A 20,973-nucleotide genomic window follows, 5' to 3' on the forward strand; every position below is an offset into this window, starting at 1 on the left:
CAGTTTCTCAGTCGAGAAACACCCTCTCGAACGCCTGCTTGCCCGTCGGCGAGAAGATCACCGCGCGGCTGTCTTTCTCGCGCCGCGCCCATTTTTCCAAAAGGATCTTGTCGAGGATGGCAGCGCCCAACATGCCAGCCAGATGCGAGCGCCGCTCGCTCCAGTCGAGGCAAGCCCGGCACATCGGTCGTCGCGCCTTGCTCTCGATATCGATGCCGATCGCGGCAAAATGCGAGGCGGCCGACGGCCCAAGCCGGATTTCCTTGTCGTCGCGCAGCAGCACTTGTCGCGCGACTAGACGGTCGAGCATCGCCACGGCCTGCTCGCCGGCGAGATGGTCGTAGCAGACCCGCGCCACGCGCATCGCCGCATCACGCGGACCCGGCCGCACCCGCTGCGGTCCGACCGCAGCGGCCACGCCGGTGATCGCCTCGATCATGCCAGCCACCTGCGGCCCGGCGAGCCCGTAGTAGCGGTGCCGCCCCTGGCTTGCCAGCGTCAGTAGCCCGCCCTCCATCAGTTTCGACAGATGTGAACTGGCGGTCGGCAGCGACACGCCGGCCTCGAGCGCCAGTTCGCTCGCTGTCAGCGCCGTGCCACCCATCAGTGCGGTCAGCATGTTTGCCCGCGCCGGATCGCCGACCAGGCTGGCGATGCGGGCTATATCTGGTCCTTCACGCATAGTTCGTCCTTCATCGAAGCATTGACGTCAGATAACCACTATCCTCCGCTGAGATCAAGGAGACGACGATGACCGCAAGAACCGTTCCCCACACCGTGCTTGTCAGCCGCCTCGGCTGGCGGCCGTCTCCGTTCATGATCTTGCGCCGGGTGCATCTGCGGCTGCTGGCGCGGTGGTACGACCGCCATCTGCAACGCCTCGACCTCGCCGAGATTGACGAGCACCTTTTGCGCGACCTCGACCTGACGCCACAAGACGTTCGCCGCGAATGCGCGAAATCCTTCTGGCAAGCATTACCACCGGAGAAATTGCCTAGCACATCGATCCACGGAATACTTCGACCCCGCTCGAACTGTCGCCGCAACAAACCAGATTCAGCAAGGAGACAAAAGATGACCATCACCTGCTTCATCCGCTACGAGATCGATCCGTTCGGCATGGCGGCGTTCGAGGAGTATGCCCGCAACTGGGGCCAGGCGATCCCGCGCTGTGGCGCCGATCTGATCGGCTATTTCGCGCCTCATGAGGGCTCGGCCACGACAGCCTATGCCGCCTACAACATCGACAGCCTGGCGGCTTACGAGGCCTACCGCATCAGGCTCGCCGCCGACCCGGCCGGCAAGGCCAATTACGAGTTCGCCCGGCGTGAAAAATTCATCCTGAAAGAGCATCGGACTTTTTTGAAACTCGCATCCGGGCCGCACGCCTCTCTGGTGAAACTGTGATCGCCGTCATCTTCGAGGTCGAGCCGGCAGCGGGCAAGCGCGACGCCTATCTCGGCCTCGCCGCCGACCTGCGTCCGCTGCTCGAAGGCATCGACGGCTTCCTGTCGATCGAGCGTTTCCAGAGCCTTGTCGACCCGAGCCGCATCCTGTCGCTGTCGTTCTGGCGTGACGAGGAAGCGGTGCAGGCCTGGCGCAACACGGAGGAACATAGGCAGGCACAGAAGGCCGGCCGCGGCGGCATCTTTGCCGACTACCGTCTGCGCATCGCCCACGTCGTGCGCGACTATGGCCTGACCGAACGGGCCGAGGCGCCTGAGGACAGCCGGGCGGCGAACGGGTGAGTGGGGCGGCTCTTCCTTCTCCCCTTGTTGTGGGAGAAGGTGTCGCCGAAGGCGACGGATGAGGGGTGTTCCAGCTTGGCACCGACAGCACTCCGTCCAACACCCCTCTTCCGTCTCGGCGCTGCGCGCCGATCCACCGCCCGGGGCGAGTCACGGGCCTCGCCCGCCCTTCGGCCCCCACAAGGGGAGAAGGCAAGAGGGCTGCTAGGCATTCCCGATCAGCACTCCAGCCGCAAACACCAGCGCGCCGCCCAGCACCACCTGGAAGGTGGCGCGCCAGAACGGCGTCTGCATATAACGGTTCTGCACAAAGGCGATCGCCCACAGTTCGAAGAACACCACCACGACCGCGAGAATTGTCGCGGTCCAGAAATACGGAATGAGGTAGGGCAAGGCGTGACCGAGGCCACCCAGCGCCGTCATCACGCCTGTGGTGATGCCGCGTTTCACCGGCGAGCCGCGGCCCGACAGCTTGCCGTCGTCGGAGGCGACCTCGGTGAAGCCCATCGAGATGCCGGCGCCGATCGAGGCGGCAAGCCCGACCAGGAAGGTCTGGAACGTGTCGTGCGTGGCGAACGCGGCGGCGAAGATCGGCGCCAGCGTCGACACCGATCCGTCCATCAGCCCGGCCAGTCCCGGCTGCACATAGGTCAGGATGAACTGGCGCTGCTCGGTTGCTGCTTCCTCGGCCTTCACCGCGCCCGGCACATGCTTTTGCTCCAGCCGCTGCGCCAGCGTCTCGTGGCCCTGTTCGGCCACCGCCAGATTGTCGAGCAGCTTTCGCGTCGAGGCGTCGCTGGTGCGTTTCGCCGCTTCGACATAGAACAGGTAGGCCTGACGCTCCATCGACTCGGCCTGTTGGCGCACATGTTCGATGCCGAGCGGCCGGACCAGCCAGTCGGGCTTGCGCTCGTAATAGCCCTTTACATGCTCTCGACGGATCAGCGGAATGCGCTCGCCAAAACGCTCGCGGTGAAGCTCGATCAGCGAGTCGCGATGGCCGTCCTCCTCCTCCGCCATTTCCTCGAACACTTTGGCCGAATGCGGAAACCTATCCGCCAGCCCGTCGGCATAGGCGCGGTAGATACGCCCGTCATCCTCTTCGGAAGAGATGGCGAGCGCGAGGATCTCTTGCTCCGAGAGCGACTCGAAGGGACGGCGACCAAAACCGAAAACACGGGAAAGCATGAGAAATCCGCCCTAGTTTAGAATTATTCTAAACTAGAGTTTAGTGCACCGTTGGTCAATCGCTTGTAGCCGGAGGTTCAAATTTATGGTTGCGGGAATCCTCCGCCAGCGCTCTTCATTATTGGCGAATGTTCACCTATATAGTGGGCTTAAACCAAGCGAAAGGAATCCGGATGCCGGCAAAACAGCCCACCCATGCATTTGACCCGAAACCCGTTCTCGACCTGATCGCCAGCATCGAGGCCGATCTGCAGCGCCTGAAGGGCCTGGTCGAGCAGCAGGTCGAGAAATTCGACCCGGCCAATCCGCACAACAAGGCCCCGGACGGCAAGCTGACCGAGGAGGGCGTCGAATGCTGCTACCGCCTGTTCGACGAGGGCAAGTCGCGCTATTCGGTTGCCCAGCAGATGAAGATATCCTTCGCCGCCGCCACCCATCGCTTCAACACCTGGCGCAAGATGGGCGGCGCCAAACGGCAACGGACGCTTTTGGGGTGAGGAGCGGTCGGCGAGGAGTGCCACTCTCTGCTCGCAATCCACGAATTGTCTCGGTCACATTTTTCCAGTGGTGCGCGGCCTGGTTTTCCGTGCACCATGGGCGATCTTACTCCCGCAGGACCTCACCATGACCACCCCTCCCGGCATCGCCGATATCCACCACGCAGCAACGCGATTGTCCGGCCTGATCGTCGAAACGCCGCTGATCGAATCGCCGGAGCTGAACAAACGTTTCGGCGCCAGGATCCTGTTCAAGCCGGAGACGCTGCAGCGTACCGGCTCGTTCAAGTTCCGCGGCGCCTACCATAAACTGTCGTCGCTCAGCGATGAGCAGCGCAGCCGCGGCGTCGTCGCCTTCTCGTCGGGCAACCACGCGCAAGGCGTCGCCGCGTCGGCGGCGATGTTCGGCGTCAAGGCGGTTATCGCCATGCCCATCGATGCGCCGGCAATGAAGGTCGGCAATGTCAGGAAAATGGGCGCCGAAGTGGTTCCGTTCGACCGGTTTCGCGACGATCGCTTGGCGGTGGTTCGCCCCTACATGGAACGGGGCATGGTCCTGGTGCCGCCATTCGACGACCCGGCCATCATCGCCGGCCAGGGAACGATCGGTCTCGAACTGATGGCGCAGGCGAACGCGCTCGGGGTGAGCCTCGACGCGGTCGTCATCCCTTGCGGCGGCGGCGGCTTGAGCAGCGGCATCTCCATCGCGGTCAAGGACGCCTCGCCGGGCACCGCCGTCTGGGCGGTGGAACCCGAGCATTTCGACGACACCTGTCGTTCATTGGCCAGAGGTGCTCGGGTTTCGATCGAACCCGGTCACACTTCGATCTGCGACGCGCTCCTCACCGCCGAGCCGGGCGCGATCACCTTCGAGATCAACCGCAGGAATCTCGCCGGCGGCATTGCCGTGTCCGACAGAGCGGCGGCACAGGCGATGCGCGACGCCATGGCCCATCTCAAGCTGGTGGTCGAGCCCGGCGGCTGCGTCGGGCTGGCCGCGCTGTCATCGGGCGAGATCGAGCTCTCAGGCAAATGCGTCGCCGTGGTGCTGTCCGGCGGCAATGTCGATTTCGGCACCTATGCGGAGATCATGGCCGCGGCTTAGGTGGCGACCGAACCGGCACCATTCAAAAAAGGCTGACACGAAATGAAACTGCTCTTCAGCCGCAATCCCAATCCTCGCCTCGCGGTCGCCGTGGCACGTTATCTCGACGCAAAGCTCGACTTTGAGTTCGCATCGCCCTTCGCTCCCGGGCAGGCTGAGCGATATCGCCAGCTCAATCCCAATCTTTCATTGCCGATACTCGTAGGCTCGGGAAACAGCCTCTGGGAGGCTGACGCCATAGCCTGCCGGCTTTCACGCGACGCGCATTCGGATCTCTGGCGCACCGGCGACGACGAACCCGAGATGATCCGATGGCTCAGTTGGGGTAAAGAGAACTTCGCAAGAGCTTGCGACGTCGTGCATTTCGAACGCGGCACCAAGCAGCGCTATGGGATTGGCCCGATCGATCAGCACCGGGTTGAGGAGGGGCTGAGAGACTTTCGCACGGCCGCTGCAACACTTGAGGCCGCGCTTTCCGAGCGAGACTGGCTGGTCGAAAACTCGGTCTCCTATGCCGACTTTCGAATGGCGACGTTTCTGCCTTTCAACGATGTCGCCAGATTGCCGCTCGACGATTATCCTTCGGTCAGTCGCTGGTATCGCCAGCTTGAAGAGATCGACGCCTGGCGCGATCCTTTCCAAGGGCTGGATGCGCCTGAGTTGCCGCCGGTCCCGGATCAGGCCAGACCGGCATAGAATCTCGACCCGAATGATCATGCATCCAAGGTGACACCTCGGCCATTTGCGTAAGCTGCTTGAGTTGGATCCTAATTCCTAATCCAGCGTCCGACGGAACCGCACCAGCGCCACGCCGGCAAACAGCGCCACGAACACAACCAGCCAGCCGATTTCGGTTGCGACCGCCGGCAGGTCGGCGCCCTTCAGCATCACCGCGCGGATGATGCGCAGGAAATGCGTCAGCGGCAGGATCTCGCCGAAGATCTGCGCCCAGCCAGGCATGCCGCGATAGGGGAACATGAAGCCCGACAACAGGATCGACGGCAGGAAGAAGAAGAAGGTGAGCTGGAGTGCCTGCATCTGCGTGCGCGCCATCGTCGAGATGGTGTAGCCGAGCAGCACCAGCGCCAGCACGAAGACCAGAACCGCAGCGAGCAGCAGCGACAACGACCCGGTGAAGGGAACCCCAAACAGCAGCTTGGCCGCCGCCAGCACCACCACCACTTGCACGGCGCCGACCACCAGATAGGGCAGCACCTTGCCCAGCATGATTTCGAGTGGGCTGGACGGCATCGCCAGAAGGTTTTCCATCGTGCCGCGCTCGGTCTCGCGCGTCAGCGCGATCGAGGTCATCATCACCATCGTCATCTGCAGGATGACGCCGAGCAGGCCGGGCACGATGTTGTATTGCGAGATGCCTTCCGGATTGTAGCGTCGGTGCACAACGACTTCGAGCTGGCCTCGGGCAGCTTCGGTGGCCGTCTCCTGCATGCCGCGCGCCCTGAGCAGCGCCTGGTTGGCAACGGTGCCGAGCGTCGAAATGGCCCCGCTGGCGACTGCCGGGTCGGTCGCATCAGCTTCGATCAGGATTTGCGGCTGGTCGCCGCGCTCGACTCGCCGGGCAAAGTCGGCGGGAATGGTGACGACGAAAGCGACGTCGCCACGCGCCATCAGGAATTCGGCCTCGGCGGCATTTTGCGCGACATGGTCGAAGCGGTAGTAGCCGGTGGTCTGCAGCGCCGAAACCATGGCTCGCGTATAGGGATCGCTGCTCATCGCCACCAGGGCTGCCGGCAGGCTCTTTGGATCGTTGTTGATGGCATAGCCAAACAGCACCAGCTGCATCAGCGGCACGCCCAGCATCATGGCGAAGGTGATGCGGTCGCGCCGCATCTGGATGAACTCCTTGATCAGCAGCGCGCCGAGCCTGGCGAAGGAAAAGACGCTGTTTATCCCGTTTTTCATCCCATATTGTCCTTCGAGCCGGACATGAACTGGATGAACACATCCTCCAGGCTGGTCTCGCCCGGCGTCACCGTGACGCCCTTGTGGTCTTTCTCGACATCGGCGAGGGCTGCCTGAAGCGCCGTCTTGTCGGAACCGACGACATGCAGCGTCGCACCAAACGGCGCCACCTGGTCGACACCGGACCGGCCGCTGAGTGCGGCAGCGACCTGGTCGAGCCGCGGACCCTGCACAACGAAGGTCGTCAGCCCGGCATTCCTGACCACCTCGTCGACCGTGCCGGTGGCCAGCATCCTGCCGTAGGAGATGTAGCCGATGCGATGGCAGCGCTCGGCCTCGTCCATATAGTGGGTGGAGACCAGCACGGTCAGCCCGCCGCTGGCCAGCCGATGGATCTCGTACCAGAATTCACGCCGCGCCTTCGGATCGACGCCCGCCGTCGGCTCGTCGAGCAGCAGCAATCTGGGCTTGTGCATGATGCAGGCGGCCAGCGCCAGCCGCTGCTTCCAGCCACCGGACAGCGTGCCGGCCAACTGGTCCTTGCGCGAGGTGAGGCCAAGATCCTCCAGCGTCCTGGCGACATGCTCGTTGAGCGGCTTCAACCCATAGAGCCGCGCTACGAATTCCAGGTTTTCGGCGATGGTCAAATCCTCGTAGAACGAGAATTTCTGGGTCATATAGCCGACTTCGCGCTTGATCCTCAGACTGTCGGTGCGGATGTCGAAGCCGAGCACCGTGCCTTCGCCCTCATCCGGCGTCAGCAGGCCGCACATGATGCGGATGGTCGTCGTCTTGCCAGAGCCGTTGGGGCCGAGGAAGCCGACGATCTCGCCCTCGGCCACCGTCATCGTCACATGGTCGACGACGGTCTTGTCACCAAAACGCTTGACCAGGCCGTGGACGTCGATGACGTTCATTTGCCGATATCCGCCAGTTCGACATCAACGATCTGCCCCGGTTGCAGCGCGCCGGCAGCGCCCTCCGGCCGCGCCTCGACCAGATAGACCAGCTTCTGCCGGGTCTCGAGCGAGTAGATCACCGGCGGCGTGAATTCCGGGTCCGGTGACACGTAGCTGACGCGAGCCTTCACGTCCGGCCCGCAGCCGTCGCAATGGACGTTGAGCAGCGTGCCGACTTCCACCGACGAGAACGCGCTTTCCGGCACATAGACGCTGAGCTTCACCGCGCCGTCCGGCAGAATCGAAATGACCGGCGCGGTCGGCCCGGCGGTGTCGCCGGGATAGCGGATCACATCGTTGATGCGGCCGGGCGAAGGCGCCGCCAGCACACGCTTCGACAGCCGCCAGCGCGCCTGCTCCAGCGCCGATTGCGCCTGCCTGACCTGATTGTCGGCGGCCTTGATCGTCTCGGGCCGCGCCGGCAGGCCTCCGACAGCGAGATTGGCTTCCGCCTGGCCGAGCTGCGCGTTGGCAGTTTCCAGCGACGCCGAAGCCGTATCATAATCGGCCTGGGTGCCGGTGCCGCGTTTGAACAAATCGCTGGCGCGGGTGTATCTGCGTTTGGCGTCGGCGGCTTGCGCCTTGGCCATGTCGACCTGCGCCTTGAGCACCTCAATCTCTTCCGGCCGCTTGCCGACCTGCAGGTCGGCAAGTTGCGCCTGGGCCTGGGCAAGGGCCGCCTCGGCTTGCGCGACGGCTATTTTTGCGTCGGCGCTTTCCAGCGTCACCACTGGCGTGCCCGGCGCGACGCGATCGCCGCGCTTGACCGAAATCGTCTCGACCTGCGCCACCTCGATCGGCGCGAGCAGCACATAGTCGCCCTCGACATAGCCGACGGCGAGCGGCGCCGCCGGTGTGCAGGTGCTGAAAAGCAGGGCGGCGAGCGGCACAGAGCAGAGGAAACTCATGATCTACGATCCTTCCGGTCGGTTAAGTGACGCCGAGCCAAAATCGCGCCGAGATTATCCGTCACTGCCGCCGCGATCTTGGTGGCCTCGGCGTCGCCGATCGCGCGCCAGCCCATGCGGCGCATCACCGCCTCGCGGCCGATGCGGAAATAGACGACCTGGCCGATCAGCGTGAACACGGTGAGTCGGGTAGCCTCGCTTTCGGCCGCCTCGCCCGTCGCCTGCTCCCAGATCAGGCAGAGCCGGCGATGCGTCGGCTCGAACACGCCGTCATAGATGCGGTCGAGTGCCGCCGTCGGATGCGACAGCTCACGCAGGACAAACTGCACGATCTCGCCGGCCTCCGGCCTTGCCACGATGAAAGCCACCATCCGCTCCAGCGCGGTGAACAGTTGTGCCCGCGCCGCTTCGGGGTCGCCCGTTTCTGGTTCGCCCGTTTCTGATTCGCTTGAGCCCTGCAGATTGCCGATCGCCTGGCCGGCAATGGTCTGGATGGTGTCGACGATATAGTCGGCCGCAGCGGTGCGAAGCCCTTCCTTGCCGCCGAAATGATAGGCGATCGAGCCGATATTGGCCCTGGCCTCAGCCGCGATCTCGCGCGTCGAGGTGCCGTCAAAACCCTGGCGTCCGAACAGCTTCAGCGCTGCGCGAACAAGTGCTGCGCGCGTCATCTCGGCGGGGGATGCCTCACGGCGCGAAATTTTGGCGTTTGTCGGTTTGCTCATGATCCGCAGTTTAATCAATCGAATGATTAAAGTCAAGCCTTGCCGATCTCCACCTGTCGATCTCCACCTTGCCATCTCCATCCGCACGCGCTTTAGTGTGGAGCCATGGTCAAGGAAATCGAGCGCAAGTTCCTGGTCTCCGGCGATGGCTGGCGGGATCTGGTCGAAGCGGACATCCGCATTCGCCAGTTCTATCTCGTTGCCGCGCCCGACCGCTCGGTCCGCGTGCGTATCAGCGACGGCGCCTCGGCAAAGCTGACGCTCAAATTCGGCAGCAAGGCCCGCGAACGCGACGAATTCGAATATCCGATCCCTCTGGCGGATGCGGAAGAGATGCTGGCCTTCGCCATCGGTCGTGTCATCGAGAAGACACGCCATCATGTTAGGCATCGCGGCCATCTCTATGAAGTCGATGTCTTCGGCGGGATGCTCAGCGGTCTGGTGGTCGCCGAGCTTGAGACGCCGCAGGACGTGCAGGGCGAAATGCTGCCAGATTGGCTCGGCCGCGAAGTCACCGGCGAGCACAGGTTCTACAACGCGTCGCTCGCCCTGGAGGGAATTCCGGAGATCGCCGCATGAGCTATCGCATCGATCCGCGCCTGCCGATGACTGGCGAGGTCAGGCGCATCCTCGCTGAGGAGATCGGCAAGGCGCTCGTCCATCTGGACGCGGCGCATGACAGGCCGGAGCAGGCGCTGCACAAATGCCGCAGGCGGCTGAAGAAGATACGTGCCTTGCTGCGCCTGGTCCGTCCCGGAGACGAAACATTTTGCAGTACCGAGAACCAATGCTACCGAGAGGTGGCTGCCCTGCTTGCCGGCCCGCGCGAGGCGACCGCGCTTGTTGAAACCATCGACCGGCTGGCAAAAGACTTTCCCGAGCAAAGCGCTGGTGGCGGTCTCGATGCCGTTCGCGACACGCTGGTGGCGCGCCAGCACGAATTGCATGGTGGAGTTGGCCTCGGCGCCGCGATAGCTGCCGCGACTGCCGCTTGCGAGGATGGCATCAGCCGCATCGATACGTTAGCCTTGCCCGACCAGCCCGAACAGGCCGCCGATGTGCTTGCCGAAGGCGCCCGCATCACTCTGCGTCGCGCCAGAAAGGCGCTGGACAAAGCGGGCTCCCGCGGTGATGCGGACGATTTCCACGATCTGCGCAAGGCGGCAAAGACTCACGGCATGCATCTGTCGCTGCTTGGACGGCTGTGGCCGACGCCGATCAAGGCCCGGCGCAAGGCGGTCGACGAACTCGGCGAAAAGCTGGGCGAACTGCATGATGTATTCGTCTTGCGCACGCTTCTCGAGGCCCACGACCGGCCGCTCGGCTCTCCTCAGGAAACGCGACTGCCGAGCAAGCTGTTGAAGCGCTCGGAGAAAAGCTTGAAAAAGACCTGTCTTGCGGCGGCAGCCGATCTGTTCGGCGACAGGCCCAGGCGCTCGACAAAAAAATTCGCGCGCAAGGCGCGCACCGATCTGGCCGCCGCGCCGCACGAAGACGCCAGCGCGCCCGGCGCCGCTGCCTGACGCGGTGCTTGCGTCCGTCCGACATCGCTGACGATGAGGAGAGGGTTAGACCTCTCCCGGCGCGGCATTCTTCAACTGCGCTCGCGCGTCCCTGATCGAGGCGGCGTATGTCACCAGCGGCCGTTTGACGCCGTGGTTGATCAGCATGCGGCGTGTCTGCGGCGAAGCGCCTGATATGATGAAGCGCACGCCGGCGCGCCTCGCCTTGTGGGCAGCGCTCTCGATGACGTTGGCCGCCGTTGAATCGAAGAATGGCACGGCCGAGCAGTCGAGGATGAAGTTCTTGCGCTGGTCGGCGATGCGGTCCAGCACCGTGGCGACGGTCGAGGCGGCGCCGAAGAAGAAGGCGCCGGAAATCCGGTAGACGACGGTGTCGGCATCGCTGGCTTCGCTGGAATCGTATGCGCTGGCGGCGCCGGTTCTGTCGGCGACATCGTCCTGCACCAGTCCCTGATCCGGCTCAACCGCAATGCTCTTGGCCATGCGGTCGATGAACAGGATCGAGCCCAGCGCGAAGCCGACGACGATGCCTTCGGTGAGATCACGGAAGATGACGATCAGGAAAGTCGCCATCAGTACCAGCGCGTCGCCGCGCGAGGCACGCAGCAGCGTGGCAAAGGCCTGCTTCTCGAACATGTTCCAGCACACCACCGCCAGCACGCCGGCAAGGGCTGCAAGCGGGATGTAGCTGGCCAGCGGCGCCGCCACCAGCATCAGGGCAAGCAGCAGGGCCGAGTGGATCATGCCCGAGACCGGTCCATGCGCGCCGGCCCGCACATTGGTCGCGGTGCGGGCTATGGTGCCGGTGGTGCAGATGCCGCCGAACAGGGCGGACGCGATGTTGGCGAAGCCTTGCGCCACGAGTTCGCAGTTGGAGCGGTGCCGCCTTCCTGTCATGCCGTCGGCGACCACCGCCGACAGCAGCGATTCGATCGCGCCGAGCAGCGCAAAGGCTAGGGCGTCCGGCAGGACGTCGATCATCCTGTCGAAGCTGATCCGCGGAAAGGTCGGCATTTGCAGGCTGCGCGGGATACCGCCGAAGCGCGTGCCGATCGTTTCGGCAGGCAGAGAAAACAGCGCCACGACAAGCGACGCCAGACCGATGGCGATCAGCATGGCGGGCCATTTCGGCCGCCACCGTTTCATCAGGGCAATGGCGACGATGGTCAGCAGAGCGACGAAGGTGGCGGCGAGATTGATCGTGCCGGCCGCCTCGCCGATCGCCATCAGCTTCGGCACCAGCGGTCCAGGTTCCTTGCCGGTGAGTTTCAGCCCGAACAGCTCGACGATCTGGCCGGAGAAGATGATGATGGCGATGCCGGCGGTGAAGCCGACGGTCACCGGATAAGGAATGAATTTGATGTAGGTGCCAAGCCTGAGGTAGCCGATGACGAGCAGCAAAACGCCGGCCACCATCGTCGCCAGCAGCAACCCGTCGACGCCGACCCGTGCCACGGTTGCCGCCATCAGCACGATAAAGGCGCCCGCCGGCCCGCCGATCTGAAAACGGCTGCCGCCCAGAGCCGAGACGAGGAAACCGCCAATGATGGAAGTGTAGAGCCCGCGCTCCGGAGACACGCCCGATGCGATCGCGATCGCCATCGACAGCGGCAGCGCCACGATGGCCACGGTCAGTCCGGCGATGGCATCGGCCTTGAAGTGCTCTGATGTGTAGCCTTCGCGCAGCACCGTCGCCAGCTTCGGCGTGAACAGTTCGGAAAATGTCGGCTGCGCCGGTTGATGAATTGCCCGCTGGGTTCGATGCATGGACTGCCTTCCGCTCCTGATGCATGCCGCCAAAAAGTGCACAGCGGCCACGCATAAAACCAAGCAGGCGGCGGGATCGTCGGCAGGACTGTCGGCGGTCGCCGTCGCGACTCTATTTCGGCTCAGCCTGGCGGGTTCTGCGGCACGACCGGCTTGAGGCGCACCCCCCTGCCGCCGCGCTCGCTGGCCTGGTTCTCGCCGATCAGCTCCACGCCGGCCCGGTCGAGGGCCTGGATGACCTTCATCAGCGTATCGACCACGCCCCTGACCACGCCGTCGCTCGCTTCCATGCGCTGAATGGTTGGAAGCGAAACCCCGGCGCGCTCGGCGAGCGTCTTCTGATCGATGCCGGCCAGAGCCCTTGCGGCGCGCATCTGCGCGGCAGTGATCATCGGCTAAAAACCCCCGTCTGAGTCTGCATTCCATGTATAATACCATCATTGTGATGGTTCAAGCATCATCATGCACATGTCAGACATGTGCACACCAGGCCGTTTGCATCTTGGCGAGCCTGCGCGCCCGCTGGGCCAGCACGCCCCAGCCGCCGCAACTTAGAGGAGAATTGGCGCAGCGTCGTTCGGAACGGGCGGTTCAGGCTCCGGCGGTCTGCCCGCGCCATCGCTGGAACGCCCATGCGACCAGCCAGCACAGCATCGCCCAGGCGAAGCCGGCGCACCAGCCGGCCAGCACGTCCGATGGCCAATGAACGCCGAGATAGACGCGGCTGATGCCGACGAGCAGTGCTGTCAGCACGGCAAGTGCCAGCACATAGATCTTGGTCGTTCGCCCAGGCAGGAAACGCGACGCCATGCTGCCCAGCGTCAAATATGTCACCGCCGACAGCATCGCATGGCCGCTTGGAAACGAAAGCGTCGCCACGTCGGCGAGATGCGAGACCAGGTCGGGGCGCGGCCGATCGATTCCGAGCTTCAGCGTGCTCGACAGGGCCTGCCCGCCCGCCACCGCGACGAAGACCAGAAACGCTGCTCCCGGCTTGTGGATCAGCAGCAGATAGACGATCACCGCCACTGTGATCAGCCCGAGCACGATGGCGCTGCCGAGGCTGGTAATGTCGCGCATCGCCCCTTCCAGCCATGGCGGTCCGATCGGATTGTCTGGCTGGCCCGCTTCACGGAAGGCGAGCATGATTTCCGTGTCGAAGGCGTGCGGCGTGGTGTCCCGCGCCACCTCCATCAGTTCCTCGAACCCCCACAGCCCGCCGGCGATGACCAGTCCGGCCAAAAGCACCGGGAATTCGATCCAGTTGAGCAGCTTGTTTGCGGTATTCTTCATCGGGCCAATCGTCTTACAGCGCCGCGCGTCCTCTTGGACGCGCAAAGGACGCTGTAGCACTTGATTTGGCGCATGATCCTTTCCGAAATCGTTTCCGATTTTCGGGATCATGCGCAACTACAGTTTTTGCAGATAGGGTCCGAGCGTGATCAGCGCCACCGCTGCGACGGCGAGCACGATGCCGGTCGCCTGCAACGAATTGACGCGCTCGCCGAAGAACACCAGTGCCACCACGTTCACCGACACCAGTTGGATCACCGCCGACAGGCTGAACGACACCGACATGCCGAATTCACGGATCAGCCTCAGCATGATCAGATTGCCCGCTGAATAGAGCGCCAGAGTCAGAACGATCTTGCCGAGGCTCGGCGCCAGCCCCCATTGCTTGGCCGCCGTCGCCGCCAGCAGGAAGATCACTGTCGAAATGCCGAGCTGCCCCAGTCCCCAGAAACTCACTTTTTTGTTCCTCCCGACGCAGTGCTTGCGCGCCTGCCGCAGATCTTGTTTCGGAAGTGTCGGTCGCGGTCAAGCGGCCTGATCAAAGACATGAAATCGGGCTGGAAATTGGTCGGCAACGTCATCAAACTGTGATCTGCTGGCGATACGCGGTCAGTCAAGCAACACGCTCCAGCCATCCCAAAGAGCCAGAGGCACGCCCCCATGACTGAACATCGCCCCGACGCCCATTTCCGCACCAGCCTGCTCGAGGAAAACGATGGGCCAGGAACCAATCCCACTGACAACCAGACGATGGGCGAAATCATCGCCGCGCGATTCTCGCGCCGTGGTTTTCTGCAGGGATCGCTCGCGGCAACCGCCATCGCCGCCACCGTCAGCCCGCTCGCGCTGATCCTCGCCGACGATGCCCGCGCCGGCGGCGGCTCGGTCTTCAGTTTCGACGAGGTCGAGGCAGGCGTCGACGACAAGCACCATGTCGCTGCCGGTTACGACGCCGACGTGCTGTTGCGCTGGGGCGATCCGCTGTTTGCCGATTCGCCGGAATTTGATCCGACAAAACAGTCGGCGCAGGCCCAGGAAAGACAGTTTGGCTACAACAACGACTATGTCGGCTATCTCCCGATAGACGGCTCGGCCGAGCACGGCCTGCTGGTGGTCAACCACGAGTACACCAATCCGCATCTGATGTTCCCGGGCCTTGTCAGCATCGTCGATGGCGAGGCCAAGCAGGCCCCCCTGAGCAAGGAACAGGTCGATATCGAGATAGCCGCGCATGGCGGCACCATCGTCGAAGTTCGCAAGGTATCAGGCAAATGGCAGGTGGTGCGCGACGGCAAGCTCAATCGCCGCATCACCGCCAACACCGAGATGGCGCTGTCCGGCCCCGTCGCCGGCCACGACCGGGTCAAGACCAGTGCCGATCCGACCGGCACGAAGGTCTTCGGCAGCGTCAACAATTGTGCCGGCGGCGTCACCCCCTGGGGCACCTACATCATGGCCGAGGAAAACATACACGGCTATTTCTCGGGCGAGCTGCAGGAAGGCCACAAGGAAGCCGCCAACTACAAGCGCCTGGGGATTCCCGAAGGCTCCTATGAATGGGCTGCGCATTACGACCGCTTCGACATCGGCAAGGAGCCGAACGAGCCGAATCGCTTCGGCTGGGTCGTTGAGGTCGACGTCAACTATCCGACCTCGGTGCCGCGGAAGCGCACTGCCATGGGCCGTTTCAAGCATGAGGGCGCTGAATCGATCGTCGCCAAGGATGGCCGTGTGGTGTTCTACCAAGGCGACGACGAGCGTTTCGACTATGTCTACAAATTCGTCACGGCCGGCAAGTTCAACGCCGAGGACCGCGCCGCCAACATGGATCTTCTCGACGATGGCACGCTCTACGTCGCCAAATTCGCCGAGGACGGTACCCTGGAATGGCTGCCGCTGGTTCACGGCCAGGGTCCGTTGACCGCCGAGAACGGCTTTGCCGGCCAGGCCGACGTGCTGATCGGGACAAGGCTTGCCGCCGATCTTCTCGGCGCCACCAAGATGGACCGCCCCGAGGATATTCAGCCCCACCCGACGACCGGCAAGGTCTACGTCATGCTGACCAACAATTCGAAGCGCAAGACGGAACAGGTCGACGCCGCCAACCCTCGCGCCGAAAACGCCTTCGGCCACATCGTCGAGATTGTTGAGGACGGTGGCGATTTCACTGCCACCAAGGGCAAGTGGGAAATCATGTTGAAATGCGGCGATCCCTCGGTGGCCGAAGTCGGCGCTACTTTCTCGACTGCAACGACCGCCAATGGCTGGTTCGGCATGCCAGATAATTGCGCCATCGATGCGGCCGGCCGGCTCTGGGTCTCGACCGATGGCCAGGGCCCGAAGGCGACCGGCCGCACCGATGGCCTGTGGGCGGTCGACACCGAAGGCGAGGCGCGGGCGACCTCGAAGCTATTCTTCCGCGTGCCGATCGGCGCCGAACTCTGCGGCCCGCTGTTCACGCCCGACGACCAGACTGCCTTCGTCGCGGTCCAGCATCCGGCCGATGGCGGCGAGGACTGGGAGGCTTTTGGCCGTCCCTCCTACTATGAGGACCTATCGACCCGCTGGCCTGACTTCAAGCCCGATATGCCGGTGCGGCCGTCGGTCGTCGCCATCACCAAACAGGGCGGCGGCAAAATCGCGGTCTGAATCACTGCAAGGCGCTAGCAGCGCCAACGAAGGATTTCGTCGGTACGAAATCCTTCCTTTTCCTGATGCGCGGGAATGCGCCTGATGGGCTCATTCGGTGCGCTGAACCACGGCCACGTTCATCATGGTTCTCAACCTGAAGCCAATGGACTCGTATAATCCGATGGCCGTGGTGTTGCTGGCAAAGGCGTGGAGATAGGGAACTTCGCCGCGCGCCGCTATCTGGTTTGCCACGAACAGCGACAGCAGCCTGCCCAGACCACCGCCCCGAAATTCCGGATGTGAGCACACGCCGCTAAGTTCGGTATAGCCGGGTTGCTTCATGCGTTCGCCGGCCATCGCCGCAAGTCGGCCCTCGATCTTCACACCCCAAAAATCGCCTAGGCTCAAGGCTTCGAGCGTGAATGGGCCAGGCTTGGTGACCAATGCCAAGGCGAGCATCTCAGCTGCATCGTCTCGCGTCAGACGTTGCACGCGGTTGTCGGAGACCATCTGCAATGGCCGCTCGGCAATCATCTGAACCCCGGGCGCGGTCGAAGTCGCCGAGAGTTCCGCGGGCAGAGCAATGGCGTCCGCCTGAAGCAGGATCGCACTCTCGCCTGGGGAGACAAGTTTTCCGAGCGCCTGCAGGCTTTCCGCATCGTCCGCGGCACTGGCGGCGAAGGGAGCTATCGAGGGCCGATACCGCATGGCGAGGTCGTCACCTTGCGCGAAGGCTTGGTGTCGCGTCCGAAGCGCGCTCCACACGGGACGGTCAAGCAGGTATTTCATCGCGTGGCACTTCCGGCTTCTTTACACGACGGTCGAGAGGCGCCGCGGCGAGGCCGTCCTCGATGGCGGCCAGATGATCAAGAAGCGGCCCAGAAAGATCCGCGCACAGATCCGCGACGGCATTCTCGATGCGCGGCCAGACGTCGTGCTTTGCAACATCGACCAGCCGCTGGCCGTGCAGGGTGAGGCAGACAATCCTGCGCCGCTGGTCATCATCCGATGGACTGACCTCGACCAGTCCCAATTCGGCCAGAAGCGACACGCTCCGCGTTACACCTGGCTGTGCCACCCCGAGGGATTGCGCCAGCTCCCCGACTGGCAGCGGGCCCAGCCTGTCGAGCGCAGCCAGCAGCGGGTACTGGCTCGACTGAACCGGCACATCGAGGCAGTCGAGCAGGCGCTGCGTATCCGCCTGCAATTGCTCGCCAATACGCTTCAGCCTGCTGCCCAGGCACAGGAAGCCAAGGGACCTTACGACGTCTTCCATAATCAACCTGCCAGCCAATTGATAACACGATATATAACATTATATGGAAATCAAGCGCCGCCATCGCACGGCCGCTTTCAAGCGTCGTCACCAGATTTGGTGGTCTTGGGTCGGGAACATCGCTCGGATGCTGGCGCTGCGTCGCCTGGGCAGGCCGTTCGATCAGTTCCGCAGCCGGTAGCCGGTCCTGAAAATCCACGCGACGATCGCTATGCAGATAAGCAGGAAAACCACGGTCATGCCGAGGCTGATGCCGATCGAGACGTCGGACTTGCCGTAGAAGCTCCAGCGAAAGCCGCTGACCAGATAAAGGACAGGGTTGAACAGCGTCACCGTGCGCCAGGTGCCGGGCAGCATGTCGATCGAATAGAAGCTGCCGCCAAGGAAGGTAAGCGGCGTGATGATCAGCAGCGGCACCAGCTGCAGCTGCTCGAAGCTCTTCGCCCAGATGCCGATGATGAACCCGAACAGGCTGAAGGTCACCGCCGTCAGCACCAGGAAGGAGAGCATCCAGAACGGATGCTCGATGGTCAGCGGCACGAACAGCGACGCGGTCCCCAGGATGATCAGGCCGAGTATGATCGACTTGGTCGCCGCACCCCCGACATAAGCGATGATGATCTCCAGATAGGACACCGGCGCCGACAGCAGTTCGTAGATCGAGCCGACGAATTTCGGGAAATAGATGGCGAAGGAGGCGTTGGAGATCGACTGCGTCAGCAGCGACAGCATGATCAGCCCCGGCACGATAAAGGCGCCGTAGCTGATGCCGTCGATCTCGGTGATGCGCGAGCCGATGGCCGAGCCGAATACGACGAAATAGAGCGATGTCGAGATGACCGGCGAGACAATGCTCTGCAGCACGGTCCGAAAGGCGCGCGCCATTTCCATCTTGTAGATCGCCCAGACGGCTCGCAGGTTCATGCGCGCTTCCTCACCAGGTTGACGAAGATCTCCTCGAGCGAGCTGTTTTGCGTGTCGATATCGCGGAACTGGACGCCGGCCGTCTCAAGGTCGCGCAGCAGCGAGGCGACGCCCGGCCGCTCGCTCTGGTTGTCATAAGTGTAAGTCAGTCGATCACCGTCCGGCGAAAGCTCCAGCGCGTAGCGCGACAACTTCTCGGGTATGGTGGCGAGCGGACAGCGCAATTCCAGCAACAGCCGTTTGCGGCCGAGCGTGCGCATCAGTTGCACCTTGTCCTCAACCAGCACGATCTCACCGCGATTGATGACGCCGACGCGGTCGGCCATCGCCTCGGCCTCCTCGATGTAGTGGGTGGTCAGGATGATGGTGACGCCATCCTCGCGCAACCGGCGCACCATCGCCCACATGTCCTGACGCAGCTCGACGTCGACGCCGGCTGTCGGCTCGTCGAGGAACAGCACCCTCGGTTCGTGCGACAGCGCCTTGGCGATCATCAGCCGCCGCTTCATGCCGCCGGACAGGGTGATCGCCTTGGCGTCCTTCTTGTCCCACAACGACAGGTCGCGCAGCACTTTCTCGACGAAGGCGTGGTTGGCCGGCTTGCCGAACAGGCCCCGGCTGTAGTTGACCGTCGCCCACACGCTCTCGAACGCGTCGATGGTCAGTTCCTGCGGCACCAGCCCGATGAGGCTGCGTGCGGCGCGATAATCCCGGCTGATGTCGTGGCCGTCCACGCTGACTGTGCCCGACGAGCGGTTGACGATACCGCAGACGATCGAGATCAGCGTCGTCTTGCCGGCGCCGTTCGGCCCGAGCAGCGCAAAAATCTCGCCGCGCTCTATATCGAGGTTGATCTCCTTCAGCGCTTTGAAACCGGTGGCGTAGGTCTTGGTGACCCCGGAAATGGCAATGATCGATGGCATGGCTGAAAAACGGCTGCTTGAAAGGAGGTCTGTTGATTTTAGTCCGCTGAATGTCGGTGCGCGCGGCCGGAAGTCAATGGCACTCCTGACATTCTGGACATCGGCGCATCCACCGCTGCCGCAGTCCTGCGGCGTTCCGCCTCGCGTGACGCCACGCCGCTTTGACCGCCTGGCGCATCCGGCCTATCTTCCCTACATAGCAGCAGCCGGAGCCCGCCATGGACCCGCTCATCCTTTCGCGCATCCAGTTCGGCGCCAACATCTCGTTCCACATCCTGTTTCCGGCTATCACCATCGCGCTTGGCTGGATGCTGCTGTTCTTCAAGCTTCGCTACAACGCCACCGGCGATACCGCCTGGATGCGCGCCTATTTCACCTGGGTGAAGGTGTTCGCGCTGTCCTTCGCCATGGGCGTGGTTTCAGGCGTCACCATGAGCTTCCAGTTCGGCACCAACTGGCCGGGTTACATGGAGACCGTCGGCAACATCGCCGGCCCGCTGCTCGCCTATGAGATACTCACCGCCTTCTTCCTCGAGGCGGCGTTCCTCGGCATCATGCTGTTCGGCTTCCGCCGCGTCTCCAACCGCATCCACACGCTGGCAACCGTGCTGGTGGCCGGCGGCACCACCCTGTCCGCCTTCTGGATCATCGCGCTCAATTCATGGATGCAGACGCCGGTCGGCTTCGAGATGCGCGACGGCGTAGCCCACGCTACCGACTGGTGGGCGATCGTCTTCAACCCGTCCATGCCCTACCGGCTTGTCCACATGCTGCTTGCCTCCGGCCTGACGGTTTCGTTCCTGATCGCCGGCCTGTCGGCGCTGCGCTATCTCTATGGCGACCGTTCGGAATCGATGTGGAAGGCCTTGCGCACCGGTGTTTTCACCGCGGCGATCCTGATCCCCATCCAGATCTTCGCCGGCGACCAGCATGGCCTCAACACGCTCGAGCATCAGCCGCAGAAGATCGCCGCCATGGAGGCCAACTGGAACACCGGCCCCAACGTGCCGCTTGTCCTTTTCGCGCTTCCCGACGAGGCGGCAAGGGAGAACAAATACGAGATCACCATCCCCGATGGCGCCAGCCTCATCCTCAGGCACAGCGCCAGCGGCGTCGTGCCGGGGCTGAACGACTATGCCGGCAACCACCCGCCGGTGTTCCCGGTGTTCTGGGCTTTTCGCATCATGGTCGGTACCGGCGTCCTGATGCTCGTCGTCTCCTGGTCGGCCGCCTTTTTCCTCAAGCGCCGGCACAGCCTGCCGAGACCGCTGGCGCTGGTGATGGTGCCGATGGCGCTGTCCGGCTGGCTGGCGACGCTGGCTGGCTGGTACACCACCGAGATCGGTCGCCAACCGTGGCTGGTCACCGGCGTGCTGAAAACTGTCGATGCCGTCGGCCCGGTCGCCGGCAGCCAGGTCGCGCTGTCGCTCGTCGTCTATCTCATCCTCTATGCGCTGCTTCTGATCGCCTATCTCGGCGTGCTGGTCTATCTGGCGCTGAAGGCGGCGAAGGACGGCGATGCCTCGCCGCTGCCGGGCGTTCTCGACGCGCCGCTGTCGCAGCCGGCGGCGAAATAGGAGAAC

23 protein-coding genes are annotated in these 20,973 nt (G+C 63.4%); 9 read left to right on the forward strand and 14 right to left on the reverse strand.

Annotated elements, in window-relative coordinates; translation table 11 throughout:
• Positions 1 to 7 precede the first annotated feature (7 nt).
• Positions 8 to 682 (reverse strand): ArsR/SmtB family transcription factor, encoded by a 675-nt coding sequence (locus tag AC0L3H_RS23490; RefSeq protein WP_473587044.1) that lies wholly within the window; start codon positions 680 to 682, stop codon positions 8 to 10.
• A 392-nt stretch (positions 683 to 1,074) separates the two neighbouring features.
• On the opposite strand from AC0L3H_RS23490, the gene AC0L3H_RS23495 reads away from it, so the two are divergent.
• Together AC0L3H_RS23495 and AC0L3H_RS23500 are read left to right on the forward strand one after the other, a co-directional pair.
• The gene (locus tag AC0L3H_RS23495) at positions 1,075 to 1,407 is read left to right on the forward strand and encodes an NIPSNAP family protein (RefSeq protein WP_473587067.1); all 333 of its coding nucleotides are present in this window, start codon (positions 1,075 to 1,077) and stop codon (positions 1,405 to 1,407) included.
• Positions 1,404 to 1,748 (forward strand): antibiotic biosynthesis monooxygenase family protein, encoded by a 345-nt coding sequence (locus AC0L3H_RS23500; protein WP_473587045.1) that lies wholly within the window; start codon positions 1,404 to 1,406, stop codon positions 1,746 to 1,748. Before AC0L3H_RS23495 ends, AC0L3H_RS23500 begins: the two co-directional genes overlap by 4 nt.
• 204 nt (positions 1,749 to 1,952) lie before the next feature.
• On the opposite strand, the gene mbfA is transcribed toward AC0L3H_RS23500, so the two are convergent.
• Complete coding sequence (gene mbfA / locus AC0L3H_RS23505; RefSeq protein ID WP_473587046.1) at positions 1,953 to 2,936, reverse strand: iron exporter MbfA; 984 nt, start codon at positions 2,934 to 2,936, stop codon at positions 1,953 to 1,955.
• Positions 2,937 to 3,109: 173 nt separating this feature from the next.
• Between mbfA and AC0L3H_RS23510 the strand changes: the two genes are divergently transcribed.
• The 3 genes from AC0L3H_RS23510 (at position 3,110) to AC0L3H_RS23520 (ending at position 5,234) form a co-directional block, all read left to right on the forward strand.
• Positions 3,110 to 3,433: a hypothetical protein gene (locus AC0L3H_RS23510; RefSeq protein WP_023801401.1), complete on the forward strand. Its 324-nt coding sequence runs from the start codon at positions 3,110 to 3,112 to the stop codon at positions 3,431 to 3,433.
• A 127-nt stretch (positions 3,434 to 3,560) separates the two neighbouring features.
• Complete coding sequence (locus AC0L3H_RS23515) at positions 3,561 to 4,538, forward strand: threonine ammonia-lyase (RefSeq protein ID WP_473587047.1); 978 nt, start codon at positions 3,561 to 3,563, stop codon at positions 4,536 to 4,538.
• Between the two features lie 42 nt (positions 4,539 to 4,580).
• Complete coding sequence (locus AC0L3H_RS23520) at positions 4,581 to 5,234, forward strand: glutathione S-transferase family protein (RefSeq protein ID WP_473587048.1); 654 nt, start codon at positions 4,581 to 4,583, stop codon at positions 5,232 to 5,234.
• A 78-nt stretch (positions 5,235 to 5,312) separates the two neighbouring features.
• On the opposite strand, the gene AC0L3H_RS23525 is transcribed toward AC0L3H_RS23520, so the two are convergent.
• From AC0L3H_RS23525 to AC0L3H_RS23540, 4 genes are read right to left on the reverse strand one after another with little or no spacing between them, the layout of a single operon-like run.
• A complete protein-coding gene (locus AC0L3H_RS23525) occupies positions 5,313 to 6,449 on the reverse strand; it encodes an ABC transporter permease (protein ID WP_473587068.1) in 1,137 nt (378 codons plus the stop codon).
• Positions 6,450 to 6,457: 8 nt separating this feature from the next.
• A complete protein-coding gene (locus tag AC0L3H_RS23530) occupies positions 6,458 to 7,378 on the reverse strand; it encodes an ABC transporter ATP-binding protein (protein WP_473587049.1) in 921 nt (306 codons plus the stop codon).
• A complete protein-coding gene (locus AC0L3H_RS23535) occupies positions 7,375 to 8,328 on the reverse strand; it encodes an HlyD family secretion protein (RefSeq protein ID WP_473587050.1) in 954 nt (317 codons plus the stop codon). Before AC0L3H_RS23535 ends, AC0L3H_RS23530 begins: the two co-directional genes overlap by 4 nt.
• Positions 8,325 to 9,053: a CerR family C-terminal domain-containing protein gene (locus tag AC0L3H_RS23540; protein WP_473587051.1), complete on the reverse strand. Its 729-nt coding sequence runs from the start codon at positions 9,051 to 9,053 to the stop codon at positions 8,325 to 8,327. The genes AC0L3H_RS23535 and AC0L3H_RS23540 overlap by 4 nt, the downstream gene beginning before the upstream one ends.
• A 105-nt stretch (positions 9,054 to 9,158) precedes the next feature.
• On the opposite strand from AC0L3H_RS23540, the gene AC0L3H_RS23545 reads away from it, so the two are divergent.
• Together AC0L3H_RS23545 and AC0L3H_RS23550 are read left to right on the forward strand one after the other, a co-directional pair.
• Complete coding sequence (locus tag AC0L3H_RS23545) at positions 9,159 to 9,632, forward strand: CYTH domain-containing protein (protein WP_473514376.1); 474 nt, start codon at positions 9,159 to 9,161, stop codon at positions 9,630 to 9,632.
• Positions 9,629 to 10,576, forward strand: coding sequence for a CHAD domain-containing protein (locus AC0L3H_RS23550; RefSeq protein WP_473587052.1), 948 nt, complete (start codon positions 9,629 to 9,631; stop codon positions 10,574 to 10,576). Before AC0L3H_RS23545 ends, AC0L3H_RS23550 begins: the two co-directional genes overlap by 4 nt.
• Positions 10,577 to 10,621: 45 nt before the next feature.
• On the opposite strand, the gene AC0L3H_RS23555 is transcribed toward AC0L3H_RS23550, so the two are convergent.
• From AC0L3H_RS23555 to AC0L3H_RS23570, 4 genes are all read right to left on the reverse strand, one after another.
• Positions 10,622 to 12,343, reverse strand: coding sequence for a SulP family inorganic anion transporter (locus AC0L3H_RS23555; protein WP_473587053.1), 1,722 nt, complete (start codon positions 12,341 to 12,343; stop codon positions 10,622 to 10,624).
• 122 nt (positions 12,344 to 12,465) lie between these two features.
• The gene (locus AC0L3H_RS23560) at positions 12,466 to 12,735 is read right to left on the reverse strand and encodes a helix-turn-helix domain-containing protein (RefSeq protein WP_023801411.1); all 270 of its coding nucleotides are present in this window, start codon (positions 12,733 to 12,735) and stop codon (positions 12,466 to 12,468) included.
• 199 nt (positions 12,736 to 12,934) lie between these two features.
• Positions 12,935 to 13,636 carry a phosphatase PAP2 family protein gene (locus AC0L3H_RS23565; RefSeq protein WP_473587054.1) on the reverse strand — a complete coding sequence of 234 codons (702 nt, stop codon included), beginning with the start codon at positions 13,634 to 13,636 and terminating at the stop codon, positions 12,935 to 12,937.
• Positions 13,637 to 13,753: 117 nt separating this feature from the next.
• Positions 13,754 to 14,092, reverse strand: a complete 339-nt coding sequence (locus AC0L3H_RS23570; RefSeq protein ID WP_027154722.1) for a hypothetical protein — start codon at positions 14,090 to 14,092, stop codon at positions 13,754 to 13,756.
• 204 nt (positions 14,093 to 14,296) lie between these two features.
• Here AC0L3H_RS23570 and AC0L3H_RS23575 point away from each other — a divergent pair, with 204 nt between their 5' ends.
• Positions 14,297 to 16,285: a PhoX family protein gene (locus AC0L3H_RS23575; RefSeq protein WP_473587055.1), complete on the forward strand. Its 1,989-nt coding sequence runs from the start codon at positions 14,297 to 14,299 to the stop codon at positions 16,283 to 16,285.
• A gap of 90 nt (positions 16,286 to 16,375) precedes the next feature.
• Here the strand turns inward: AC0L3H_RS23575 and AC0L3H_RS23580 are convergent, their stop codons facing one another.
• From AC0L3H_RS23580 to AC0L3H_RS23595, 4 genes are all read right to left on the reverse strand, one after another.
• Positions 16,376 to 17,056, reverse strand: coding sequence for a GNAT family N-acetyltransferase (locus AC0L3H_RS23580; RefSeq protein WP_473587056.1), 681 nt, complete (start codon positions 17,054 to 17,056; stop codon positions 16,376 to 16,378).
• Positions 17,040 to 17,543 carry a MarR family winged helix-turn-helix transcriptional regulator gene (locus tag AC0L3H_RS23585; RefSeq protein WP_473587069.1) on the reverse strand — a complete coding sequence of 168 codons (504 nt, stop codon included), beginning with the start codon at positions 17,541 to 17,543 and terminating at the stop codon, positions 17,040 to 17,042. The genes AC0L3H_RS23580 and AC0L3H_RS23585 overlap by 17 nt, the downstream gene beginning before the upstream one ends.
• 162 nt (positions 17,544 to 17,705) lie before the next feature.
• On the reverse strand, positions 17,706 to 18,467 hold the full coding sequence (locus tag AC0L3H_RS23590; protein ID WP_473587057.1) for an ABC transporter permease: 762 nt from the start codon (positions 18,465 to 18,467) through the stop codon (positions 17,706 to 17,708).
• Positions 18,464 to 19,390, reverse strand: a complete 927-nt coding sequence (locus tag AC0L3H_RS23595) for an ABC transporter ATP-binding protein (RefSeq protein WP_473587058.1) — start codon at positions 19,388 to 19,390, stop codon at positions 18,464 to 18,466. Before AC0L3H_RS23595 ends, AC0L3H_RS23590 begins: the two co-directional genes overlap by 4 nt.
• A 218-nt stretch (positions 19,391 to 19,608) precedes the next feature.
• Between AC0L3H_RS23595 and AC0L3H_RS23600 the strand changes: the two genes are divergently transcribed.
• Positions 19,609 to 20,967, forward strand: a complete 1,359-nt coding sequence (locus AC0L3H_RS23600) for a cytochrome ubiquinol oxidase subunit I (RefSeq protein ID WP_473587059.1) — start codon at positions 19,609 to 19,611, stop codon at positions 20,965 to 20,967.
• Positions 20,968 to 20,973 lie beyond the last annotated feature (6 nt).

This window comes from Mesorhizobium sp. WSM4816 (genome assembly GCF_055811535.1).